This is a genomic window from Pedobacter sp. P26 (genome assembly GCF_050632135.1).
GTDB lineage: Bacteria > Bacteroidota > Bacteroidia > Sphingobacteriales > Sphingobacteriaceae > Pedobacter.
Genome location: NZ_CP192574.1, coordinates 3,514,090 through 3,540,220, shown reverse-complemented (window position 1 = coordinate 3,540,220; position 26,131 = coordinate 3,514,090). Strand labels below are relative to the sequence as shown.

The window sequence follows — 26,131 nt, the reverse complement described above, 5'->3', positions numbered from 1 at the left end:
TTGTTTCCAAAAATTGGCATTAATAGCTTTGATTGAGCTTTGTACAAAGTTTAACCTTGATCATTGTATGTGCTGATACTCAACAGCCTCAAATAAAAATTTTAGTGAAGTAAATAGATCGTTTCAGACCTGAACACCATGTTGTATGATAGATAACATGATATTATATAGGGGAGGATCGTAACAATAAACAATGCATGCAGATTTAGGAACCATCTGCATGCATTGGAGAGCTGCCGGAACGACTATCCCTTCCGGGTTTTTGTCGGTTTACCAGCCATAATTTTGAACCAGGTTTGGATCTTTATCAATTTCTGATTGTGGTATGGGCATCAGGTAGTGTTTATCTGCAAAGACACGGTTTTGCAAGGTAACGGTTTTGTAAAATACAGCCACCCCCGCCGCCTCGCTGGATACATCCAGCCCTGTACTGCTCAGTTCAGCTGCTGAAGGACGGGCGTTTAGTCCTAATGCTGGGGCATTATCTACTGTTTTGGCAATTAGCCAGCGCCTTACATCCCAGAACCGGTGGCTTTCAAATGCCAGTTCTACCCGGCGTTCATTTTGGATCCGGTTGCGCATACCACCTTTAGTATTGTCTGCAGGCAGAATGGGCAGGTTGGGCATGGCCACCCGACTGCGTACCAGATTAAGGTATTGATAAACAGAGGGGTCTGGTGCATCAAGATATTCATTCATGGCTTCTGCATAGTTCAGGTATATTTCTGCCAGGCGGAAAATGGGAAAGTTACGCGTGCCGGTACCTGAATTGGCATTTCTATCATAACCGGGCGACAAAAACTTGCGGACATTATAACCCCAGGGATTTGTACCCGATTTGCCCGTTGCCCAACCATCTGTTATGCCGTTGCCGGCGCCATACCAGGCCAGTCTTACCGGACGCTTGGTGGCGTCGAACCGCCATACATCGTACTGGAAAAAGATACTGGCATAAAACCGTGGGTCGCGATCTTTGTACATGTTGGATATATTACTTACCGTTTGAAATTTCAGGCCATCCCATAACTGCCCGCTCCAAACCCCGGTAGTACTGTAGCCCGAACCTGTTTGGTTAATCGGATAACCATTTTTCATCTCATAAGCATCCACAAACTGCTGTAACGGGGTAAGTTTTCCATTTCCCTTAAAAGGGGAGCCATTGGGCAGATAATTACCATCAATATCGGTAGAATTACTGAGGATGCGCTGCAGGATGGTTTCGGTATAATCGCGCGTGTAAAACTGTGCCGCATAATTTTGTACCGGATTATCTGGAAAAGGCGCATACAGTTTGTAAATGCCCAAATCAATAACCGCTTTTGCTGCGTCTGCGGCCTTTTTCCATTTTTCTTTATCATAACTACTGTTAAAGAGCACTTTGCCATCTTTGTTTTTTATACTGGCGTAAATGGGATTGCCATTAAATAGCGGGCTAGCTGCATACAGCAAAGTCCGTGCTTTTAGTGCCAGTGCCGCGCCCCGGGTAATGCGGCCGGTTTGTGCCGCTTCCTGAGTGAGTGGCAATGCAGCTGAAATTTCATCACATTCTGAAGTGATAAAATTTACGACCTCATCTACCGAATTACGTGCTACCTGGGTATCTTCCAGGTTCCCGGGGTCTACATCGTTTGAGCTGGTAATTAATGGAACCGCTCCATAGCGTTTAAAAAGTTCAAAGTAAAATTGAGCGCGAAGAAAACGGGCCTCAGCTTTGTAACGTGGTTTCCAAATCGCATAATAACTTTCCCGATCCAGCGGTACAGGAACTGCGTCTATGCGTTTAATAAAGATATTGGCCCTGCGGATATCCTGGTATTTGCCAGACCAATTACCATACGGATTATCATTGGTGCTCCATGCGCCAAGGTTATATTTGTAGGCATCTACCGCCTCTCCATTATCGAACCAGTGGTGGTAGGTTTCATCTGTTGCAGCAGTTAAGGGTGAGGTCAGCTCATTCGGTAGTGCGTTGTATAGACGGGCCAACGCCTGCTCTGTCAGATTGATATTGTTATAAACATCATTTTCGCTCGAATATTCGGAGGGAACAACGTCCAGGTATTTTTTACAGGACGTGCTACTGAATAGTAGTGCTGCCAAAAGCAGCTTGATTATGTTTTTCATGGGATTACAATGAAGCATTTATTCCTAAGTTGATTACGCGCATTTGAGGATAGTCTCCAAATCCATTGGTTCGCTCCGGATCGAAAATCTTCATTTCAGACCAGGTAAAAATATTTGATCCGGTGGCAAAGGCCCTGATATTGGTGAGTCCGATTTTTTTGATCCAGGTTTTGGGCAATGTGTATCCTACCTCCACATTTTTAAGCCTTACATAATTGGATGATCTAAGCCAGAAGGTTGAGTTTTGGTTGTTATTTACATTGTTGGATGAAGATAATCTTGGCCATTTGGCATTTGGGTCAGGATTCTGGATGGTCCAACGTCCGTCCATATAGTCGGCCAGCACAGAGCTGTTGCTGGCGAAAGCCCATGCGGAAGTACCGGTTAACCAGAGTTTTCCTCCGGCAGCACCCTGGAAAAGGACATTCAGGTCAAAGTTTTGATAAGTGTAGGACACCGTTAAACCCAAAATTGATTTTGGGGTGGTTACCTGGCCTAGATAACCTTCATCCTGACTATTAATCACACCGTCATTGTTTCGGTCAAAGTATTTGATATCACCCGGGCGCACGGCACCAAATTGCTGGGTAGGGCTTGCAGCAATATCTGCTGCATCTTTAAATAAGCCAAGTGCAGTGAGGCCGTAAGCTTCATTGATCTGCGTACCTTTTAATCCCCGGTATGGCAATGCATATATCGGCTCGGCAGCATATTGTATCCGGTTGGTGGCATAAGAATAGGAGCCCCGTAACATCAGGTTGTGGCTGCCGAAACGTTTGCGGAAGGTAATTTCCCCTTCAAAACCTTTGTTGTCTACAATACCCGCATTGATGGCAGGTAAATTTTGAACACCCGTTACATTTGGAATGATGGCTGCCGTGGTCAGGATCTGCGAGCGCCTTTCGGTAAAAACATCCCCGGTAAAAGCGATCTGCCCTTTAAATAATTCGAAATCTACACCAATATTGGTTTTTTTGGACTGTTCCCAGGTGAGAAATGAATTCCCGGTGGCACTTTCCTGAGCACCGGAGTAGCCATCTCCATCTGCCGCCAGACCGAAGCGGTAGCCACTGCCGTTACCGGTTTGCCAGGTACTGAGGTAGGCAAAGCGGCCAACACTGTTATCAACACCTACTATACCATAAGACCCCCTTAATTTCAATAGGCTTACCACTTTAGAATCTTTCATAAACTGCTCGTTAGATATGATCCATCCGGCAGAGGCCGCCGGGAAAAGCCCATGCGACGCCCCTTCATAAAGTTCTCTGAACCATTATAGCCCGCATCGAATTCCAGCACATAACGCCTGTCAAATGAATAATTAACCCTACCTACTATTCCTAATTGTTTATAGGGTAAGGCAGCGATGGCGCCATCAGCCGTGGCCGTGGCCAGGAAACTTTGCGACTGGTTATACCGGAGCATCCCCGAAACCACATTTTTCTGCGCAAATGTCCGGTCATAGTTCAGGTAACTTTCAAAGGTCGATTTACGGCTACCGTTGGCAGCGATGGCGAAACCGAGCAAACCATCACCTGTGGTCAGTTCTTCATACCTGCCTTTGCTCAAGTCCGTTTCATTTTCGTTCGTGATAAACCTGTAGGTAGAATAATTGCGTTGTCGGGTAATGTTTCTGAAGTTCTGCGCATCGTAAGCAAAGCGTGTTCTAAAACTTAGTCCTTCGGTAACAAAGGGCAATTTTAGGGTAAATCCGATAATTGAGCTTAAGGTATTTTCAAAAAAGCGTCCATATCCAAACTGAGTTAAACGGCCGTAAGGATTGGCCGGTGAATCTTTTTGCCCGGACACCGAACCGTTTGGATTTGTTAAAGGATAAAGATAAGCTGGTGTATTGCGTATTTCAGACCAGAATGCGCTTGCCGTTTCTGTCGGATAGTTTCGATCGCGAACAATGTCTGAAAGATTGAGCTCCAACTTTAGTGTAGGCAAAAGATCAATATCAATGTTGCTTCTGAAGTTGTATTTATTCATTACTGCATTGATATTGTAGGCATTGAGGTCATCGTATTTGTACAATCCATCCTGTTTTAAATAGGCCATGGATACAAAATACCTGGCCGTTGAAGAGCCTCCGTTAACATTGAGGTTAGCCTGGCTCATCATGGATGAGGGCTTGATCAGTTCTTCTGTCCAGTTCACATTCGGATATAGGTATTGATAGGTTGGATTACTGCGGTCGCGGAATTTATTCAGGTAGGCATCGGTGTAAAGGTTGGCATTCAATCCGTCATTATTCAGGGCTTCCCTAAACAAGGTTAGCGCATCGAATGAGTCAAGGTATTCTGGCATATTGAACGGACGTTGTTGCGAAGTCTGTGCGGTAAGTGAAATAAGTGGTTTACCTGTTTTTCCCCGTTTAGTCGTAACCAGTACAACTCCATTTGCACCCTTCATACCGTAAACAGCTGTGGCAGCTGCATCTTTTAAAACGCTCACCGTTTCTACATCGTTCGCATCAATACCATCAATACTGTTCTCAATCCCATCAACCAACACCAGGGGGCTTTTGCCCTGGTAGGTACCAAACCCACGGATGTAAAGCGCAGAGCCGTCGGCCCCGGGCTCGCCACTGCTCTGTATGGTTAAAAGACCGGGTAAACGTCCGGCAAGGCTGTTGGTCAGACTGGCGGTTGGGGTGCGCAACAGTTCTTTTGAGCTCACCGAAGTAAGTGCACCGGTAACATTATTTTTCTGTTGGGTACCGTAACCTACTACCACCACATCTTCTAACATGGCTTGGTTCTGGCGCAGCTTAACCGCAATAAATCCGCGTGAACTGACGGTGACTTCCTGCCGGATAAAACCCACCATGCTATATACCAGCGTTGCATCTTCAGGAACTTTGATCAGGTAGCCACCATTAACGTCGGTAACTACACCATAGCCAGTGCGGCCTTTTATGCTAACCACTACGCCGGGCAGGCCGACCCCGCTGGTGTCGGTTACGGTTCCTCTGACTTCGATATCTCTCAATGCATAGTTAACAGAAAATATGTCAGGCATATTCTTTTTAGCCGTGTTGGCATGCACAAGGGCAGCAGAACAACAGCAGATCATCATGATGAAGAACACCTTACGGAAACCAAGGCTTCCGGCAGCAGCTCTTCCTTTATTGTAGTGTAAAAGTTTTCTCATAGCTGGTTAAATAGTTTTTTTTCAATTAGTGGTTTAAAATAGGTTGACAGATAGATGGCAGTCTTTCTGTTGATCAAGTTTTTTTTGGCATCATACATGATTTGATCCGGTTAGTGATATAAAAAAGGCTAAACAGTGCCCATCTTGCCGCTTTAGCGGCACAGTATAAGATGGGGTTATATTCATTGGCCTATTGTTCGTTGATGGGACAGGGGAGGTTTATCCCCGTACTGTTGGCGGTTCCGAAATCAGGTGATCCATCTGCCTTCCAGGAAAGCTGCTGCATTCTTGTCGTTCTGGCCTGTCCGGGATCATTTGGCATGTTGCGGGCGTGATAGATAAACCAGTTTTCGGTTTTCACCGTGCCGTTTTTATCGGTGTGGCTACTGGTAAAAAACCATTATGTCCAGGCCCATAGACCGCATTTTTATCACTCTTTACAAATACCTGTTTTTTGTTGATCCAGTTTTCTGCAAGTGCGGGGTCGCTGCCGGTTTTCAACTGGATCTGGGCCAGGCAGTAATGGTCACTGCTGTATCTGCTGGCCGAGAAAATGATAAATAAGGGGCTGTTGGCGTCGCGTTGTAGCATAACCGGTGCTTCGTTTACTCCTGCACCAAGAAAAGCGGGTTCCCATTTTTCCCAGTCGTTTGTTGGTGATGAGATCTTGATTCTCGGCCCGCTGATGGTCCAGGGGTTCAACATGGGCGCGAGGTAGATATATTGTTTATATTTCTCTGTTGGATTTTCCCAGCCCGACCAGACGAAATAGTTTTTATTGCTTACTGTAACCACAGAACCATCTATTGCCCACTGATCATTTGCCGGATCGGCAATTTTACCTTTGAAATTCCAGGTACCCTGGGTAGGATCTGCGTTATCATTTTCAAGCACAAACATGCGGTTACTATCATCTACACCCTTTTGTGCTGCAGCAACATAAATATACCATTTTCCCGCTAAAAAATGTAACTCGGGTGCCCATAGGTCGGCAGAATGATCGGTATTTTCAGGTGGGGTCCAAACTGTGGTTTCAGTAGCAGCAGCGAGTTGCGACATGGCCGTTGTTTTAGCTATTGCCACACGGTTACCTTTAGTTGAAAGAAAATAATAGTTTCCATTTTTCTGGGCTACAAAAGGATCGGCATGATCGCCATTGAGCAATGGGTTTTGAAAATACTTCACCACCGTGCCCTGTGTGGTGAGAATAGTATCTCCCTGAGAACTTTTCTGACAGGCTGTGGTGAAGAGCGGAAGCCCTGCAGCCATCAGGATAAAAAATCTGTTTCTCATAAAGTTTGAAATGATAGTTATTTGGTTTAGCCAAAAGTAGCAATCAAAAAACGGTATCGTTTCCATCCAAGGCCCGCTTTTCTTTAAATCAAAATCAGATAAATTATAAATATCTGAAATATAGTGTTTTATGAATATTTTGTGTTTTTAAAATCAAGACTTTTTTAATGTTCGAGGGGAGATAGCTACTACATTACTAGTTTTGGAACATGATATGGAAACAGCATTTTAACTTAAATAATAATTTATTGTATGTTTATGTACAGAGCCGCAGGCCAACAGCATTATTGATGATAAAGAAAATTTTTGCATTTATTATTCCGCTCCTTTATGTGTTTCCCGTTCATGCGCAAACTTCAAAAGTGGACAGTTTATGGAAAGTACTCAGGTTGGAACTTTCAACAGAAAACAATTATATCCGGCAAAAAGAACAAAAGATTGCCAGACTGCGTAACCAGCTTTCGGCCATTGCCACACCCAGGTATCTGGAGCGGTACAGATTGTTATCTGCATTATTTAATGAGTATAGTTCTTTTCGTTTTGATTCTGCTATTACAAATGCTAATAAATTAATTGCGCTTTCAAAACAGCTGAGCGATAAACAATACCTCATTCAAAGCCAGATGGGACTAGCTACAGTTTTGGTAAAGTCGGGCTTTTATAAGGAGGCTTTTGAAACAATTGCTGGAATAGATACCATTGGCGGCCCAGGTAAATTACATTTTGACTATCTAAATTTACGTGGCATGCTTTTCGATGAAATAGCGGCTTACAATAATGATGCATATTATGCCAGGGGCTACCGTAAGGCTGCCCGAAAAGAATTTGAAAAGGCGGGGAGTTTGATTGACCCAAGTGAACTTGAAAAAACCATTAACCTTGCTTTTTTGCATGGCTCCGGGCAAACTAAGCAGCCAGATGCAGCATTTTATTACCGCTATTTGTTGAATCACGATCTATCCGAACACCAGATTGCGATCATCGCCACCAGAATCAGTCATGCCTATTCAGGCGAGGATAAATTGATGTTGCTTACGCTTGCGGCAATTAACGATATCCGGTCGGCAACGAAGGAAACCTTTGCCATATTTTTGCTGGGGCAGGAACTGTTTAAAATGAACAGGAATGATGATGCTTATGTATGTATGCAGGAGGCGCTCGGTAATGCCGCTTTTTATGGAACCAGAAACAGGGCAGCACAGATCGAGTCGGTATTACCGCTCATTGCAAGCAGGCTGATAGAGGAAAAACAGCATGAAAAGGAAATGCTTTGGATTGGAATTGTGCTGTTTATTCTGGTGGCCATTGTATTGCTTTTCCAGTTGGTGCTTTTCCGCAAACAGATGATCCGGATTGAACAGAACGATCTGATCATTACAGAGAAGAATACAGAACTTGAAGATGTAAATGGCAAATTGTGGGAATCATCACGAATCAAGGAAGAACTCATTGGCCTGTTTTTTAAAACCTGTTCTTCCTACATCGAAACGCTCGATAAAGTAAAACGCAAAGCGCAGCACAACATTAAATTAGGAAAATATCAGGATGCCACCCAGGTGCTGGGAAATGTGCACATACAAAAAGAGAAAACCCAGCTGTTTAGTACCCTGGATAGCGTTTTTCTGACCCTTTTTCCGAACTTTGTTTCCTCTTTTAATGCACTTTTAAGGACCGATGAACAGATTGAGTTAAAGGAAGGGGAAATGCTCACCGCCTCGCTCCGTATTTTTGCACTGATCCGTTTAGGGGTTACCGATACGGAAACCATTGCCCGCATACTGGATTATACGGTAAATACGGTGTATACCTATAAGGCTCGTATGAAAGCAAAAGCATTGGTGCCTCCGGAGCAGTTTGAGGAAAAGATTATGGAAATTAAATTTACAGATGAACGCTGATGAAGCAGGAAGTGCCAAATATGTAAATAACACTTTAGGATATTACGCTAATTTATGAGCTATTGCAGTATCGTTTAACGGGTTGCGAAAAAGCTGACATAGATCCATAGTCCCGCATAAAGTAAAAGTACAATAGCGAAAAGTATGGCCATTACCAGGCCCATTTGTTTCCAGAAACTTATTTTCTTTTTTCCCCTCCAGGTTTATCGGGAAAATAGATGGATTTAATCAAGCTTGCTGCAACAATGATAATGATTACGCCAACGAACCAGCGCATCCGGTAAACCATGTCTTTCAGGTGCAGCCAGCGCGCAACCGTTTTTTCTACAAATGTACTGCTGCTGATGCTGGTCACATATTCTCCCATTTCTGAATAGCCTATTTTGATATCAAGTTGCTTCTTATCTTTAAGATAAAAATAAGCGTATGGCCTGGCTTCCATTTTCATGAACTTCCCATTCCGTAAAATTGTTACTTCGGTATGGTCAAAACCTAGTTTGCGTTTGAAAACTTTTCTTACCTCGATGATCTGTACTGTCGCAAGGGTCTGTTCCTTAACAGTCGAGTCCCAAAGCAAGCTGCTTTGTATAACCATATATTGGGTGGCAAAAGTTAATAGGGCACTATATCCCAACAGATAGCCTAAAAAACCATACCATTTAGCCTTTTCAGCAAATCCGGTTCTTAATGCAGCATATATGGCAACAGGTGAAATGCCTATCGCTACCCATTTTAGCAGGCCCGACTGTAGTTTGATTTCAGTCATTTCGAACATAAAACGTGAAGCCAGGTAGATGAATAACCATAAACTGAAATAGCTGATCAAGAACCAGGTTTCGGCTCTGCGGAGTTGATATTTTGTATTCATGGAGTTCAAGTTCGTTTTAGCATATTGATTCTGGTTATGCGATACCTTTATTAACAATAATTCTTCGAAAAGTATTAGGGAAAATAATAAAATTTGACTGGTTTTTATTTAAACCTTCGTAATGAATGTCTTGCGCAATAAGCATTAAAGATACTACATCTTAAAATTGCACAATTTTAATTTTTTTGGGGATCGCTTCAGAAATAATCAGCAATTTACGGGAATGAATAAGCTTGCTGGCAAAAGTAAACTGATCTAATATAAACTTTCCGGGCTTTTATCTACGGCATATCAGTTATGATACTTAAAATAAGGGGATTAATTATATCCATAATTAACCCCTCAATCTAAATTAACGCGCTCAAGCTTTCTCCTGTGCAGGACGTTCACCCCTTACATTACACCATAAGTAAAAATTTATCAGGCGGTTTTATGCTAACCAGCATAAATTGGTTCAGAAACGGGAGAATCAAAAAAAATGATTCAATGGATTAAATATAACTAAGTCTTTTCGCGGATAATATTAAACCTCCACACCTGTGATCGGTTTAGAAAATAAACCTCATCTGATCAGAATTTTCAAAGCCGGGCTTCTATCATTTTTGACAGAAATGAAATAAATGTTTAGAAATATCTATTGCTTACAGATGTTTTTTACAAATTCAAAAACTTTAAATAACAAAGCATAAACCTTTACTGGCATTTCCATGTTAAGAGCAAGAGAGAATAATAATCCAGTTATTATTAACATTAGATTAATGGCCGTCACATTTCACATTCAATGCGATAATTATAAAAAAATCATTTTTTGGAAATTACTCCAATATAAAAATGATTAGATCCAACCTAAAACTTAATTGATTATTATGACTTCCTTCAACTGGAAAAACATATTCCTAAACGATCTTGACATCACCATTGCGTTGGAAATTGGCATCCGTACCGTTATTATGTTTGCCCTTGTACTGATATTCCTGCGGTCTACCGGTAAAAAAGGAGTACGGCAGCTCAGTATCTTCGAGGTGGCCATTATTATTGCACTTGGCAGTGCTGCAGGCGACCCCATGTTGAGTGGTGAATCCGCAATCATTCCATCTGTATTGGTTTTCTTGGTGATTTTACTCATTTATAGGATCATTACCTTTTTTGCAGCTAAATATCAAAAAATTGAGAATATACTGGAGGGTGTACCTATGTATATTGTTGAAGATGGCAGGTTTACCATGAATGAACAAGGGGATGCCAATTTTGCGCAGGATGAATTTTTCGCTGAAATGCGTGCACAGGGCATTGAACATGTTGGTCAGGTGAGGGCTGCTTTGCTCGAAACCAACGGCCAGGTAAGTTTTCTTTTTTTTGACGATGAAGAGGTAAAACCAGGCTTGCCCATCTACCCAAAACTATATAATAAGAAATCTAAAGTAATAGCTGAGCCCAGACTTTATGCATGCACAAACTGTGCAGAAGTTTTACACCTAACGCATCAGCAGGCTTGCAGTCGTTGTAACAGAGAAGAATGGGTAGCCGCACTTAGCGATAAGCGTATTAAATAGTACTTGCGCCGACAAGCCGGCTTCAGACATATTTGCATTGGAGGATAGTGTAAAAAATATCCATATAATTTTGCTTGTATCTTACATTTTAAAGGCCTCGCCTGGTATATTACTTATTAAGATTATTTTTTTAGCCGTTCTTTTAGCTTAGCAATAATTACTTCGGCACTTTTGTTCTTTGGATTGAGTTTTAATGCCTTTTCATAATTTATAAGTGCTAAATCATACATTTCCAGCTCGGCATAGGTTTCGCCCAAACTGTCGTAAGCATTAGCACTTGATGGATATAAGTATACATTTAGCTTAAATAATTCCAAGGCATCTTTCAGTCTTTTCTGCGATACAAATTGATATCCCCAATCATTCACTTCAATTTCTGTCAGGACAAAATCTTTATTTTTTGATTTTAACTTTCTAACGGTTACATAAGCATTTTTGTAACCGTTCTTATCTAAAGCCAATTTCAAGGCTTTACCAGAGGGAGACATTCCGAAACCATTAGCAGCCTTCATATCCGGTATAAACACTCCTGCAAGTTCATCTATAAATCCATCAGGCGTACCACCCGATAAATTCGTTAATATGATAATGGAAAGATCATCTTTGGGATAAACAAATACAGCAGACCTTCCTCCACCTACAGGAGCCACTGCAGGATGCTCATTTCTTACTATAACCGGCCACCCTGCTGCATAACCATTAAGAAGTCTGCTAAAACCAGAGGTTTTTCCATTATTTAATATATCTGGCTTCCAAAGTGCTTCTAAACTTGATTTCTGCTTTAACAATACCATATTCTGCAGTGCAATAACCCAATTTGCCAATTCATTGGCTGTAGCGCTCATGCCTGCCGCCGTTTGTAATGGCATAGGGAAAGAAAAGAACATATTATTGAGCTTGCCTTTAGCAAATTGGTATTGGTTGGCTGCATTAGGTACCAGTTCTTTAGATGCACCAAACCCTGACTGAATGGTAAGCGGCATACCTACACTTTCCAACTGTTTTTTAGTAATATACTCCTGAAACGAAATGCCGCTGAGTTTATTGATAATAAGACCGAGCAGATAGTAATTTGTCTGATTATATCTAAATTCTGCACCTGCAGTAAAATCATTGGGCATTGCTAATACCTTTTTCCATGAAAGTTCAAAATTGTCAGCAATCATTACTGCTTCCTCTTCATCTACAAGATCAGGAATTCCTGAAGTATGAGATAAAAGTTGATGTACTTTTACCGTTTTCCAAGCTTCAGGAATATCTGTCAGGTACGTCGAAATCGGCAAATCCAGTTTTAATTTTCCTTCTTCCACAAGTTGTAGAATAGCAACGCCCACAAATGCCTTAGTAATGGAGTTGATTGTAAATACTGTTTTTTTGTTACAGCAATAGAGTCCTGAATATTGGCAATTCCATAATAGCCCGTTTTGATGATTTTACCATCTCTCACAATTGCAAGTTGTAGTCCTGGAATCCTACGTTTTTGCATCTGGTGCTGAATAAATATATCAATGCTGTCTGTTTGAGAGAAAGCGGAAAGGGTACATGAAAGTGATAGGGAAACTGCCAGAAAAAACTTCAAAAAATGTTTCATGTAGAATAATGGACTAGGTAAGGATAATGTCTGGAATAATGACGGATAAAGATATAGAGATATAGCAATCAATTTATATAAAACCTGAGAATTGCACGGTTTTAATCTCAAAATGGGTTTACTGGAAAACAAAGTCGTTAGAAACACATCAATAATTTAACTTTTGAAATGATTTTCGGTAGGCCAGAAGTATTGATAATAAATGAGTTAAGTAAAAATTAAAAAAGAATCCTGGATGTTTTTGAAATATGGCACAGGAAACGTTGCACGCTTATTAAGTACTAATGAGATACCTGAGCAGAATTACTGAACAAAATAGACAACCACATGCCCTTTTTGAGGGTAATTATGCATCAGGTAAAAATCAAAGCTGCATAAATTGCTTTTCAATATTTAAAGCAATATAAATTGGAGATTGTATATTTATAGTAGAATAGATCATGCCATAATCTCTGATTAAAAATCGCGGATGTGACAGATTAAACTTTGAAACAGCAGAACAATTGAATAACGCTATACAAGACAGGATGTTACCATCAATCATTGATCATATTAAACAAATTGAACATGGCTTTAAGCATATAATAGCGGCTGGCGATCAGATTTTAGCAGATCAGGAAGAGCATCATTTTGACCTTGCTCTAAAGCTTCTTGCCGACAACAGTTACCAGGTAAGGATGCTGGCTACCTATATTTTGGGGGAGCTTTCGCCAACCCATCCGGATGCGCTTCTGACCCTTAAGACACGGGTGGCAGATGATCAAAACTGGCGGGTGCAGGAAATGCTTGCAAAAGTTTTTGACCAATATTGCAAAGTTGCAGGTTACGAGAAAAGTATTCCTATTATTAAAAAATGGCTTTCAGACCCTAATCCGAATGTGAAAAGAGCAGTGACAGAAGGGCTCCGTATCTGGACAGGCCGCCCTTATTTTAAAGATCATCCGCATATTGCCATTACGCTGATCGGTACAAATAAATCAGATGATAGCGAATACCTGAGGAAATCAGTTGGGAATGCCCTGCACGATATCAGCAAAAAACATTCCCAAGCAGTGTTAGATGAGATTTCGAAATGGGATTTGAAGGAGAAAAAAACGGCATTTACCTATCAACTGGCTATGGGGAAGTGAATTCCAGATGTTGAGTCGAAAGACTGCGCTTAGATTTTATATGCGAATATAAACAATCTTGAAACAGGATTGGGCTTAGTTTACGACTACGATTGAAAGAAATCGATAAAAAGCTAACCGCCTTTATTGTTAAAAAAACATCTCATCCTCACTTTCGCCTGCGCTATTGCTTATTTTTGGGGCAAATGGTTATATTATAAAATGGATAACAAATTCTCAGATAATTCACAGGTTGCGGTTGTATCCACTTTTTCTGATCTTATAGATACAGCTTTTAAAGGAGATATTAATGCAGTTTGCTGGCATAGAGACCTGTTGGGCGATTTTAAGGAAATTGTATCCAAAATTGAATTGAAAGCGGATCTGACAGTAGTATCCATGGAAGATCTCCAGGCACTCGAGCTCTCAGAAAAAGGAAGTATGGCCAGGGCGGTTATCCTAAACGATTTTCAGTTGTTAACCGATGCCGGCGCATCACCTTCGCTGAACTTAATTAAAAGTTACGAACGTGATGAAGAATTCGATTTTATTTCAACAGATGTATATTCTTTTCACGTAGACCGGTCGCCGATTGCTACCGATACTTTTTTATGTACCTATTATGGTGCTGTAAGTGAAATCTTAGCCAATCACCAAGCTAAACAAAAAGTGCTGTTGCCAGAGATCAGGCAGAAGCTGCAGGAACTATATGATGGTACGGAGGAGGGGTTTGAATGTTTTTTGACGGAGCATTATTTCGACCTGCATTACCATGCCAAACCAGGGGCAATACCTGTAAATCTGGGATTGGGCCATTTGTGGAGACTGGCGGTAGATCATCCTGAGAAACAGTGTTTACCTTGTATCCATCGGGCACCAATAGAAAATAATGGGGAGTATAGATTGCTGCTCATCTGCTAAATTAGTCTGGGTTAAGTCTGTAATAGAATTGAATGTTATGGTTTTCTATTTTTCTCATGCGCTAATAACATTGGTAAATATATGTTATGCCCTATTCATCAATATAATTCAAATATATTTGCGACATGTTAAATAGCAGCATTTTTTTGCCTGTCATCATTATTGCTGGTATTGCTTATAGTATCCTGGCCAAAAAACTGACCATTCTGGCTGCGCTTACAGGCGGCACGCTGGCCTGTCTTATTTATATTGCCGCTGGTTACACAGGTGTTGCGATGATGAGCCTGTTTTTTATCATGGGTTCTGTGGCCACTTCCTGGCAAAAACATAAGAAGCAGTCTTTTGCCACAATAGCGGAAACTAAAAATGGACGCAGTGTGCTGCAGGTGCTGGCTAATGCCGGGGCTGCTGGTCTTGCGGCTATAGTGATTTTATTTTATCCCTCTTTCACTTATTTAATGCTTCCCGCAATGGCGGCAGCTTTTGCTTCAGCTACTGCAGATACGCTATCATCAGAGCTGGGGATGGTTTATGGAAAGCGGTTTTTTAATATTATTTCTTTCCAGCCCGACCGTTGCGGGATGGATGGTGTGATCAGTCTGGAAGGAACGGTGATCGGTATTGGAGGTAGTTGTATTATTGCTGCTATTTATGCGCTGGGGTATGAATGGAATATTAACTTTTGCTTTATCGTTATTGCTGGAACGGTGGGAAACCTGACTGATTCTATACTGGGTGCTGTACTAGAGCGCAAAGAGATAATAGGCAATAATATGGTCAATTTTTTGAATACATTAATTGCCGTGCTTGTGATGTTGATATTGGAAATTATTTTTATTTAAAATTGCTGTGAATAAGGTAGATACGATATGATTTTGATAGCGAAAATCATGTTCGCTTATGAATATCAGGCCGATTATACCTTGCTACCTTTAATTTTTCGATACCCTTTTTTAGTACGGTCAAAATTTATTTCTAGCCAATTTGTAATAAGTTTTTTTACGATATTTATCCTATTGTTTATTCCATAAGATCATGAAAAAAATCATTTTTGTTTTACTGCTGGCAGCCTGTGGATTTTCAGGTTACGGGCAAACTTATCAACCTATCACCAGCAAGAATAAAACCTACCTGGAAACATTAAAAGGAGTGAGTTACAGTTATAAACAGGGCGTTGTTACCCTGAAGAATAATGGCAACTATGCTTTAGGTACTGTGAGTGTTATAGCCTCATCAAAAGTTGACAGTACCCTTTTTGGGATTGCTTTGTTTGAGGATGGGATTGAAAAAGGGAGTCTGTTAAAGCCGAAGTTTATTTTACTACCGGTCGGGCCAAGAAGGTACATGAAGTGCCTTTAAAGCAGGTTGATCAGAAAAACCTGGTACTGTCTTTTGATAAGGCAACCCGTGCTGTAAAATAATGGTTTGCATTATTAATTTTTAAAGTGCTGATTTTGAACTTGCAGGCCAGGCATTACGGTGATAGTTTAGCAAAAGAAGACTGATTGCCCCAGAAAAATAGCCTGAAAATCAGTATTGTTAATTATTGAAGATCAATTTTACCATAACAGGTGATAAATATTTAACACTAGATTAATAATCGGTATTTAGATTTGCGGTGTAAATATTTGGTTAGTATTTATAAGTTTAGGTTAGTTGATTATAAATGCCCGGATGGATATCTGGGCATTTTATATTTTAAACCATACATGTAAAAAACACCTTAAAACGTCACTTACTCAATAGCGCCTTGACCCAGAAACAAATGCTTCTATATGGTTAAATGTTGCTTGCCAAAATTAATTTGCCCGACATTAAGTTGCTCAAATATGAAAACTAAATGAGATAATATTATATAAAATGATATAAGAATACCACGTCACCTACGTATGCCGGCTTCGGTTGGTCTTTAATTACAAGAGTAGCCTGAATGGTAACTTTAGTGATTCCCCTCAAATTACTGATACAAATTAATTTAGCTTTTAACTGCACTTCGTTATCCACTAAAACCGCCTGGCCAAATTTAAAACGTTCAATACCATAGTTAATTTCCATTTTAGTATTGCGAACATCTGCAATTTGCTTCCATAAATAAGGAATTAAGGATAAAGTTAAATACCCATGTGCAATTGTCGCTTTAAATGGTCCTTCATTTTTAGCTTTTTCCGGATCGGTGTGTATCCATTGATGATCCAGGGTTGCATCGGCAAATTTATTGATCTGCTCCTGGTCTATAGTATGCCATTGCGAAATGCCTAGTTCTTTACCTAGATGCGACTCATACTCTTCAAAATTATTGATCACCAACATATATTCTGTTTATAGGATTAGTACTGTTTTAACACGTCCTTTAGGTACAACAATCCCTCAGGTATATAGTTTCATTCACGTTTTTGTATTCAATGATAATCATAATAACGATGTGTTTAAAGGCTACGGATAAAAATATTTTTAAAAAACATTGCTCAATATTGCTTTGGTTTTTAGGTTATTTATAATCAGCTAGATAAGTGCCTAAGTTGCTGATTAAAAAATCTTAATAAAAGAAGTCCGGTATAAAAAAATGGCACTCGGTTGATCTGTGGCTAACAAATGCTGCTTGGTTATCAGTACATACCTGTTTTGAGAAAATGTAAAATATAAGATGGATGATGGAATCTTCCGAACGCTAAGGTCTTTATGGATAACCTAAATAGCCAGAGTCTAAATATTACAACTGCGAAAATAATATTTTTACCAGCCTTCTCGCTCAACACGAGCCATCTTTTTTATTTAGTAAGATCCGTTGATTTTGATTTTGTTAAATGTTATCTAAATATTTTATTTGATTTATTTAAATTAAAATTTAGATTTGTCTAAAATTATATTTAGATAAATCATTTGTATTCATGAAATCCCTGTTACTATATTGCTTCTGTTTTTTTATAACGCTAAATGCCATCGCTCAAAAGGTTATAGTTAAAGGAGTAGTGACTTCTCAGAATGAACCTGTAGAAAATATCACCATTAAAATTTTAGGTGCCAACAGATTTACAAAATCAAATAATTCAGGTACTTATCAATTAAGTGAGATCCCTTTTGGAAATTGCGATCTTGTTTTTTCAGGTGTAGGTTATCAGTCCAAAAGAATTAGGATAACATTAAAAGGAGATACAGTTTTTGTTAATGCTGACTTACTAAGTTTAGCTTCCGATTTAAATGATGTAGTGATTACCGGCGTAAACCGGGCAACACAATTACGGAAAAGTCCTGTGCCTATTGCTGTGCTTTCTAAAAAAACGATGGACCAAAACGTCAATACCAATTTGATAGAAGCCATTGTGAAGGGAGTGCCAGGAATTACGGCGGTTACCACAGGTCCAAATGTTTCTAAACCTTTTATAAGGGGCTTAGGTTATAATCGTGTGTTAACTTTATATGATGGCTTAAGGCAAGAGGGGCAACAATGGGGCGACGAGCATGGAATAGAGGTGGATGAATATGGCATTACCAGAGCTGAAGTAGTAAAAGGACCTGCCAGTTTAACTTACGGTTCAGATGCATTGGCCGGGGTAATTAATATGATTCCTTATACACCGAATTTTGAAGATGGAAAATTGAAAGGCGATTTTACCGCGAATTACCAAAGTAGTAATGGGATGATTGGTTCGTCGCTCGGACTAGCTTACATTAAAAACGATTGGAAATATAACTTTAGGGCGACCGGGAAAACAGCACATAATTATCAAAATAAAATTGATGGATTGGTATATGGAACAGCTTTTAGAGAATACAATTTATCTGCCAGTGCCAGGGTAGATAAGGCCTGGGGTTTTACTAAAACAGCCATTACCTATTACGATAATTTGATGGAAATTCCTGATGGCAGCAGAGATTCTTTGTCCCGAAGATTTACCAGACAGGTTTTGGATGATGGAGATGATATCAAAAACAGGCCTGTTGTGCCTGAAAGTGATCTAAAGACCTATTCCATTAACCCCTTGCATCAACATATCCAACATTACCGGTTTTACAACACCAGTCAGTTTAAATTTGGAACGAGTGATTTAAATTTAATGATTGGCGGACAGCAAAGTGTAAGGAGAGAATATAATCACCCGACATTACCAGGTCAGGCCGGGCTTTACGTTGTGTTAAACACTTTTAATTATGATCTTAAATACAACCTGCCCGATTTTGCAGGTATCGAAAGTACCATCGGGCTTAATGGTATGTATCAGGCAAACAGGAGTAAAGATGCTACCGATTTTCCTATACCCGATTATGATCTTTTCGATGTTGGTGCTTTTTACTTTGCGAAAAAATCGATGGGTAAGGTAGATGTTTCAGGAGGGATTAGGATAGACAGAAGAAATATACACTGGAGTGATTTTTATGTTGGTACCGATTCACAAACAGGTTTTGGTAAACAGGTAAGTTCGACCGATGCCACTGGAAAATTGCAATTCCCTTCTTTTAATAAAAACTATTATGGCGTATCAGGAAGTTTAGGTTTAACTTACAATATTTCCGAAAGGCTTTTGATTAAGGCCAATATTGCGAGAGGTTACAGGGCTCCAAATATTACAGAAATCGGTTCTAACGGATTAGATCCGGGTGCGCACATTGTATATCTGGGCAACAGGACCTTTAACCCAGAATTTAACCTTCAGGAAGATATTGGCATTATTGTTTACTTAAAAGATGCTGAAATAAGTGTGGAACTGTTTAATAACAACATTCAGAACTACATTTACCAATCTCGCTTAACCGATGCCAACGGAAATCCAGTGGTTATCGTTCCCGGAAACCTGACTTATCAGTACCAACAATCAAAAGCCAGGTTATATGGTGCAGAGATTTCTGTGAATCTCCATCCAAAGGCTTTAAAATGGCTAAGTTTTAACAATAGTTTGGCTTATACGGTAGGATTGAATCAAAACCAGGCGCTATTGGATCAGCACGGCGGCGATGCCAAATACCTTCCTTTTATTCCGCCTTTACAATTTAGAACGGAAATTAAGGCAACAGCGCAAAAGCCTGTTGGTATTTTTGATAAACCTTATATTAAAATCGATGCTGCTTTTTTCGCAGATCAGGATAAATTTTATGCGCTTGATAATACTGAAAGTTTTACAGCAGGTTATACTTTGATTAACGGAGGAATAGGGTCAGCCCTGAAAACAAGAAAAGGAAAAACCATCTGCGATATTTTTCTTCAGGCCGATAATATTTTCAATATCGCTTATCAATCTAATTTAAACAGATTGAAGTATTTCGAATATTACAACCGCTCGCCTAATGGCCGGTCAGGGATTTACAATATGGGCAGGAATTTGAGTTTTAAATTGATTATTCCAATTTAAGAGTGAAAATAATGAGGATGTATCATGATATCAAATTGTCATACAGAGCTTGCCGAAGTACATTGTTTAGATGTCTTAATAGCGTTTCGACAGGCTCAACGTGACAAATTCTAGGTTAAATAGCGATTTAAGATATAGCCTCTTGTTTTTTTCGTATTGCAAGGTTGAACGATAGCTTGTCTGGTTCGTTCAGGGAAGCAATCTTTTAATTGAAGGCATATTACTTGAAAATGAGCATTTAATCGTTCTTAGGGCTTGCAGTCCCGCTTTCGCTTATAGTCCTCGCTATGCTCCGGGCTATTCCGCTCAATCAGGTTTAGAAACAAAGGTTTGTGCACCCTGCAACCCAACAAATGAAATACTGTTTTGGCCATTTAGCTCCGGTTGCAGCATTACCCTGCAGCAACGAGGCACGAGGCAGCGAAGCGTATAAGCGTAAAACGGGCAGAAATTAGTTGTTCACAGTAGAGGCCTTGCGCTCCAAATAAAATGATGCCCTTTAATCAGGAAATAAGCGGTTCGTGCTACTATATAAGCATGTTCCCGCTTTTCGTTGGTATTGCCGGCGTGAAGCCTGCAGCTACCACTGCAATACGGGTTTAGGAACAAAGATTTGTGCATCCAGTAACTCCGAAAATGAAATATTATATTTGGCATTTAGTTTTATCTATATTTACCTGAAGCATATTATATTAAATACTTATAGCTATGGAAGCCTCTTTGAGCGAGCAGCGTTTAACTTTTTTAAGGCAGTCAATTGGCAAGGTCATTACCAATTCGCCTTCTAACTTTATGAACTGGCTGGCGCCTGTTTTAGTTAAAGCAGAGCATGGTATCCTGGTGTGCCGGTATACCATCCGTAAAGAAATGACCAATCCTTATCAAATTTTACACGGGGGCGTAACAGCAGGCATTATAGATGATTTAATTGGTGCAACAGTTTTTACTATGGGATTAAATGAACGGTATACTACTGTAAATAATTATATCGATTATTTTGCTACAGCCAGCGAAGGCGACGAAGTTGTTGCAGAAACCTCGATTGTAAAAAGAGGACGAACAATATTAAATCTGCAATGCGAAATATTTTTACCCTCAAAAAAGCGTTTAATAGCTAAAGGTTATTCCAATATGTTAAACATAGGTTAAGTCTTTTCTGTTAGCTTAAGAATTAATTATTAATTCCTTTAAATTGACGAAACATTCTCGTTTATAATTTGTTGTAAATTAACCAAAAATATAATGAGCCATGTTAGAAAATTATTCCACCCTGCAATTCAATGTGAGAGGCAAAATTTTTAAGGGATTTTGCATGCGTATTCAAGATGATTTTCACGAAACTTATGCCGTTGTTTTAGATGGCTACCATTCTTTCTGTATCTGGCTGGATAATAAAACAGAAAAATGGTGTGCTTCAAAAAACGTAGCAATTGATCCTGATGCTATTGATGAAATCATTACCAGGATATCTATTCCGCAACCATCTTGCTAATATTACGTAATAAAAATACTGAAGCATAAATCTTATAGCTGACCTATAGGATTTATGCTGCTTTACTCTTTATTCTCTTCTTTTTCCTGAATTGTCATTCTGAATGAAATGAAGAATCTTTAAAAGAAGGCGAATGGAAGGATTTGCAACTTTTTCCTGAATGAATACTCTTGGTGCGTATTGACTATTAAAACAGATTGCTTCGCTGATGAAGAATTTATTTCGCAATGACGACAAGGAGCTTGATACACCAATGCCTAATAAACCAATGACTAATGAACGAACCTTACGCAAAAAACATATAACTGAGTGCAATCGCCGTACAAACCCCAACTAAATCAGCCAATAACATCGAGCCGATAGCGTAACGCGTATTTTTAATGCCAACAGAGCCAAAGTAAACTGCTACTACATAAAAAGTGGTATCAGAAGCACCCTGAAAAACACCGGATAGCTTACTGGCAAATGAATCTGGTCCGCTTGAAATCATGGTGCTTACCATCATTCCCCGGGCAGCACCACCACTTAAAGGCCTGATTAAGGCTGTGGGTAATGCATCAACAAATTTGGTGTCGGCTCCAAAAAATACAAACATGTTTTTAATCCCGCTCATGATCACATCAAAGGTTCCGCTGGTTCTCAACATGCTTACGGCCACTAAAATTCCAACTAAATATGGGATAATTTTAAGTGCAGTCTCAAATCCGCCTTTGGCTCCATCGATAAATGCGTCAAAAACATCTATTTTTTTATAGAGCGCGCCCAATACAATCAATAAAAAGATCAATAAAATTATTCCGCCGCTTAATAAGCCTGAAAATGATTTTATACTTTCCGCATTTAATTTGCTCACATACCAAACCAGTAAGCCTACAACAGCAGAAATACTGAGTACCCAGGTAATGATAACAGGTTGAAGTAAGTTTATCTTTTGTTTAAAGGATACAATGAGCATGGCGGCCATGGTGCCAACAAAAGTTACAATTAAACATGGGATGAAAATATCAGTTGGGTCTTGCGCATTTTGAGTTGACCTGATGGCAATTACACTAACAGGAATTAGACATAAACCAGCAGCGTGCAGGCATAAAAACATAATCTGCGAATTACTGGCAACATCTTTATTTGGATTAAGCTCCTGCAAACTTTCCATCGCCTTTATACCAAATGGAGTGGCTGCATTATCTAAACCTAATAAATTGGCAGAGAAATTCATGATCATGTGTCCCATAGACGGGTGCCCTTTTGGAATTTCGGGAAAAAGTTTCGAAAAGAAAGGGCCAATAATCCTGGATAATAAACGGATGCCACCTGCTTTTTCGGCAATGCTCATTAAGCCCATAAATAAAGCCAATGTTCCGATCAATTTAATACAAAGATCAACCGCAATCCAGCAGGTTTCAATAATGCCATCTAATTTTAAAGGATTTAAGGGGTCGGATGATTTACCGATTACCATCCAGTTAAAAATATCGCTATGTCCGAAAAAGAAACATTTAATACTCGCTACAACGATAGCCACAATAATAAATGCCGACCAAATTCTGCTTAATGCCATTAGGGTTGCTTAGTTTTATTTGAAGGGGTTAAAATACCGCTTTTAAGCGAAAGTTCATAGTGGAGAAGTCCGGAGTCGATAATCTTTAGTCCGAAGTTGGATTCTGCATACTAAATAATGGTATATGGTCAATAATCAAATAGTTGATAGATTGCTTATTCAGAATATTTGACTAAGAGCTATTCGCAATGAAATCATCAACCCAAAACAAAAAGTCCATGGCCAGTATATATACTCCTAACCATGGACTTCTGACTTCGGAGTAACTAAGGTTTATCTTCTGTTAATTCAAAACCCCAGGTTTTTCCTTTTTCAGTAGCAGGGATTCCGCTTGTCATCCAGGCCGGAGCTTTTGCCCCTTTTAAATAATAGTCGAAAAATTGTTGTTCGCGAATTTGAATATCCTTACGGTTCTGGCGTTGAACCAGGTTGTGTGCCTCACCATTATAGTTTAACATCCAAACAGGTTTACCTAAACGGCGCAGAGCGGTAAACATTTCGATACCCTGATACCAGGGCACGGCACCATCTGCATCATTAGCCATGACCACAACAGGCGTATTAACCTTCGGAAACATAAATAGTGGAGAGTTTTCGATATATAATTCTGGTTTTTCCCAAAGTGTTGCACCAATACGGCTTTGTGTTTTCTCGTACTGGAACTGACGGTTCATACCGGTTTCCCAACGGATACCTCCATAAGCAGAGGTCATGTTAACTACAGGTGCTCCCGCCCAGGCAGCAGCATACATATTGTTTTGGGTAATGAGGTAAGCCACCTGGTAGCCACCCCAGCTTTGGCCCTGAATACCAATTTTACTACCATCTACCCAACTATTTTTCTTCAGACTTTCCACACCCGAATTGATGAATTCAACTGCTGACTTACCTGGGTGACCAGTTTCGTAGCTAATATCTGGCGCAAATACCAGGTAGCCGTTACTTACGAAGTAAGAAATATTTAAGCGGGATGGAGTAGGGGCCGGCGCTTGATAAGTATATAAGCCATCTGTTAGTTTTTCGTAGAAATAAGCAATCACCGGATACTTCTTATTTTGATCGAAATTTTCCGGTTTGTATAAAATACCTTCTGCCTTATAACCCTTTGGCGTAGTCCACTTAACCAATTCAGCAGTACCCCAATTGTAGTCTTTTTGTTGAGGGTTGGTATTGCTTAATTTGGTTTCAGTTTTGAAATCGGTGGTGATATAAACATTTGGCGATTCTACATAATTGGCTTTATCGTAAATGTAAATATCAGCATCTTTAGCTTTTACCAGGTTGGAGTATTTAAATTTAGCCATTACAACCAGTTCAGGCGCTTTAGATGAACCTACTTTGGTGCGATAAAAACCGTTTTCTTTTGTCAAATTGTTAAAGCCATCTAACCAAACTATTTCATTTGTTTTTACAAATTTGCTGTCTGCATTGCGTTCAAACCTGTTATCCTGTTGTACTCTTTCATAACGGAAAGTAAGGTTATTGGCCCTTCCGAAACCGGCGGTAATATTTTTTGGTGCCGCTTTTCCATCAGGAGAGAACGACCAGATATCATATTTATCGTAAATTAATACAGCCTTATCGCCTTCAGTCCAGGTGGCTAAACCATAAGCAGAAGGTAAATCGGGTACGTCGTTTTCTTCATCAACAAATTTTTCAGTTAATCCGGCAGTTAGTACGGTTAATTTGCCCGTGGTTATGTTATAAGTATTCCAGCTACCTGCTTTTCTATCAAAATATAAAACATAGTTTCCGCCAGGAGACGCCATAGCATATCCGCTTAAATTATCAATGATTTTCTTTTTGTGACCGTTTTTAGTGTCAACTAAATAGTAATCTTTTGTGGTAGAACCACTCCATTGTGATTCGATTCTACGACCATAGTCTGTAGATGCTAAAACCATATTGGCATCACCTTCCGCAATGATATTGGCATCCGGTAGTTTTAGGTCTGTTAATGGAATTACTTTAGGATCGCTGCTGTAAACATCAATAACGGATAAATAGCTTTTTTTGCTGTCCCTATCCGCATTTTTAAGCTGCATCGGCTGTAGATAATCATCTTTGTAGTTCCAAACATCAACTTTTGCCACTTCGAAATCTACGATTGTAGTATCTTTTGGCTTTTTAATGGGAGAGATGCCAAAAAATAATTTCTTGCCATCTTTACTGAAAATTATCTTTCCATCGCCATTCACAGACCATTTTGCAGGTAAGCCCGGCATATCAAAATCTACCAGTATCTGCGCCGTATCAAGTGTTAAAGAGTTGTAATAAATATTGTAATCTTTTATTTCTTGTTTCTCCGGACTTTGCTCACCCACAAAAGCAACATGTTCGCTTTCCTCATCAAAAGTGAAGTTTTTAAAACTTCCTTTCCCTTTAATCAAGGTTTTTAATGTGCCTTTTTCTGTATTGAGTAAGAATACACCTTGAGCTGCCGTTTTGTCCTTTTTAGATCCACTGCAGGCAAAAACCAACTGTTTGCCGTCTTTACTAAAATAATAATCGGTGACGAATTTATAGGTTTTATCTGTGCCTGTTAAAAGGTTTTTTACGACTAAATCAGTCCCTTCTTCAGTTTTACCTTTGGTAGCAGGTTCATCGTCAGCAAAATCAGTTTCACCATCTTTTTTCTCAGCCGGCTTTACTGTTTTCTTTGCTGTATCTGGCTTTTCAGTTAAATAAGCCATTACACCAACGCCTTCTTCAGGGAATTTGAAAGATTTTACCCTTGCTACTTTTGTAACAGCACTGGTAGTGAGGTTGAGGATCCCTAATGAATCTTTTGGCAATTCATCTGTCTTTTTCTTTTTAATTTTAGCCTGGCGCAAATCTTTATTTAATGGACGGATGTTAAATGCCGCGAACTTGGAATCATTGCTAAATTGCGGGTTCATCCCTCTTGGGATATTTATCTTTGCATTTGTTTTAATATTAGTAAGATATAATTGTGCATCTCCTTCTTGCTGTAAGATATTGTACATAGCCCATTGACCATTATTTGATAATTGCTTTGTGCCTACTGATTCCCAGGTATCATATACCGAATGATCTAGAGGTTTTTTTTGTGCGTAGGCAAAGCTGACAACGAAAAACAGAATAATAGTTAGTCTCTTTTGCATTTTTAAATTTATTAATTTGTTGGTTGAGATTTAATCTTCTAAAATTGGAATTTTTTAGCTTATTAGGAAACTTGTATACCAAATATTACAATAAAAAA

17 protein-coding genes and 1 pseudogene are annotated in these 26,131 nt (G+C 39.6%); 9 read left to right on the top strand and 9 right to left on the bottom strand.

Features of this window, described 5'->3' with window-relative positions:
- Positions 1-270: 270 nt before the first annotated feature.
- The 3 genes and pseudogenes from ACQ86H_RS16445 to ACQ86H_RS16435 form a co-directional block, all read right to left on the bottom strand.
- Complete coding sequence (locus tag ACQ86H_RS16445; protein WP_431291768.1) at positions 271-2,124, bottom strand: RagB/SusD family nutrient uptake outer membrane protein; 1,854 nt, start codon at positions 2,122-2,124, stop codon at positions 271-273.
- A gap of 4 nt (positions 2,125-2,128) precedes the next feature.
- Positions 2,129-5,148 (bottom strand): annotated as a pseudogene (locus ACQ86H_RS16440) (SusC/RagA family TonB-linked outer membrane protein).
- 489 nt (positions 5,149-5,637) lie between these two features.
- Complete coding sequence (locus ACQ86H_RS16435; RefSeq protein ID WP_431291767.1) at positions 5,638-6,573, bottom strand: glycoside hydrolase family 43 protein; 936 nt, start codon at positions 6,571-6,573, stop codon at positions 5,638-5,640.
- A 209-nt stretch (positions 6,574-6,782) separates the two neighbouring features.
- Between ACQ86H_RS16435 and ACQ86H_RS16430 the strand changes: the two genes are divergently transcribed.
- Positions 6,783-8,471 (top strand): DUF6377 domain-containing protein, encoded by a 1,689-nt coding sequence (locus tag ACQ86H_RS16430; RefSeq protein ID WP_431291766.1) that lies wholly within the window; start codon positions 6,783-6,785, stop codon positions 8,469-8,471.
- Between the two features lie 178 nt (positions 8,472-8,649).
- On the opposite strand, the gene ACQ86H_RS16425 is transcribed toward ACQ86H_RS16430, so the two are convergent.
- The gene (locus ACQ86H_RS16425) at positions 8,650-9,339 is read right to left on the bottom strand and encodes a hypothetical protein (RefSeq protein WP_431291765.1); all 690 of its coding nucleotides are present in this window, start codon (positions 9,337-9,339) and stop codon (positions 8,650-8,652) included.
- Positions 9,340-10,205: 866 nt separating this feature from the next.
- Between ACQ86H_RS16425 and ACQ86H_RS16420 the strand changes: the two genes are divergently transcribed.
- Positions 10,206-10,892, top strand: a complete 687-nt coding sequence (locus tag ACQ86H_RS16420; RefSeq protein ID WP_431291764.1) for a DUF421 domain-containing protein — start codon at positions 10,206-10,208, stop codon at positions 10,890-10,892.
- Between the two features lie 122 nt (positions 10,893-11,014).
- On the opposite strand, the gene ACQ86H_RS16415 is transcribed toward ACQ86H_RS16420, so the two are convergent.
- Positions 11,015-12,226 carry a serine hydrolase gene (locus ACQ86H_RS16415; protein WP_431291763.1) on the bottom strand — a complete coding sequence of 404 codons (1,212 nt, stop codon included), beginning with the start codon at positions 12,224-12,226 and terminating at the stop codon, positions 11,015-11,017.
- Positions 12,184-12,378, bottom strand: coding sequence for a hypothetical protein (locus ACQ86H_RS16410; RefSeq protein WP_431295517.1), 195 nt, complete (start codon positions 12,376-12,378; stop codon positions 12,184-12,186). Before ACQ86H_RS16410 ends, ACQ86H_RS16415 begins: the two co-directional genes overlap by 43 nt.
- 632 nt (positions 12,379-13,010) lie before the next feature.
- Here ACQ86H_RS16410 and ACQ86H_RS16405 point away from each other — a divergent pair.
- The 4 genes from ACQ86H_RS16405 to ACQ86H_RS16390 all read left to right on the top strand — a co-directional run bounded on the left by ACQ86H_RS16405 (position 13,011) and on the right by ACQ86H_RS16390 (position 15,872).
- Positions 13,011-13,613, top strand: coding sequence for a DNA alkylation repair protein (locus tag ACQ86H_RS16405; protein ID WP_431291762.1), 603 nt, complete (start codon positions 13,011-13,013; stop codon positions 13,611-13,613).
- Positions 13,614-13,739: 126 nt separating this feature from the next.
- On the top strand, positions 13,740-14,513 hold the full coding sequence (locus ACQ86H_RS16400) for a DUF1826 domain-containing protein (protein ID WP_431291761.1): 774 nt from the start codon (positions 13,740-13,742) through the stop codon (positions 14,511-14,513).
- 125 nt (positions 14,514-14,638) lie between these two features.
- Positions 14,639-15,355, top strand: coding sequence for a DUF92 domain-containing protein (locus ACQ86H_RS16395; RefSeq protein WP_431291760.1), 717 nt, complete (start codon positions 14,639-14,641; stop codon positions 15,353-15,355).
- Between the two features lie 193 nt (positions 15,356-15,548).
- The gene (locus ACQ86H_RS16390; RefSeq protein ID WP_431291759.1) at positions 15,549-15,872 is read left to right on the top strand and encodes a hypothetical protein; all 324 of its coding nucleotides are present in this window, start codon (positions 15,549-15,551) and stop codon (positions 15,870-15,872) included.
- Positions 15,873-16,364: 492 nt separating this feature from the next.
- On the opposite strand, the gene ACQ86H_RS16385 is transcribed toward ACQ86H_RS16390, so the two are convergent.
- A complete protein-coding gene (locus ACQ86H_RS16385; RefSeq protein ID WP_431291758.1) occupies positions 16,365-16,823 on the bottom strand; it encodes a MaoC family dehydratase in 459 nt (152 codons plus the stop codon).
- 578 nt (positions 16,824-17,401) lie between these two features.
- On the opposite strand from ACQ86H_RS16385, the gene ACQ86H_RS16380 reads away from it, so the two are divergent.
- The 3 genes from ACQ86H_RS16380 to ACQ86H_RS16370 all read left to right on the top strand — a co-directional run bounded on the left by ACQ86H_RS16380 (position 17,402) and on the right by ACQ86H_RS16370 (position 21,350).
- Positions 17,402-19,858 (top strand): TonB-dependent receptor, encoded by a 2,457-nt coding sequence (locus tag ACQ86H_RS16380; protein WP_431291757.1) that lies wholly within the window; start codon positions 17,402-17,404, stop codon positions 19,856-19,858.
- Positions 19,859-20,566: 708 nt separating this feature from the next.
- Entirely contained in the window at positions 20,567-21,007 is a 441-nt protein-coding gene (locus ACQ86H_RS16375) for a PaaI family thioesterase (RefSeq protein WP_431291756.1), read from the top strand.
- 163 nt (positions 21,008-21,170) lie between these two features.
- Positions 21,171-21,350: a hypothetical protein gene (locus ACQ86H_RS16370; RefSeq protein WP_138823830.1), complete on the top strand. Its 180-nt coding sequence runs from the start codon at positions 21,171-21,173 to the stop codon at positions 21,348-21,350.
- 286 nt (positions 21,351-21,636) lie between these two features.
- On the opposite strand, the gene ACQ86H_RS16365 is transcribed toward ACQ86H_RS16370, so the two are convergent.
- Together ACQ86H_RS16365 and ACQ86H_RS16360 are read right to left on the bottom strand one after the other, a co-directional pair.
- A complete protein-coding gene (locus ACQ86H_RS16365; RefSeq protein ID WP_138823832.1) occupies positions 21,637-22,908 on the bottom strand; it encodes a nucleoside recognition domain-containing protein in 1,272 nt (423 codons plus the stop codon).
- 266 nt (positions 22,909-23,174) lie between these two features.
- Complete coding sequence (locus ACQ86H_RS16360) at positions 23,175-26,033, bottom strand: prolyl oligopeptidase family serine peptidase (RefSeq protein WP_431291755.1); 2,859 nt, start codon at positions 26,031-26,033, stop codon at positions 23,175-23,177.
- Positions 26,034-26,131 lie beyond the last annotated feature (98 nt).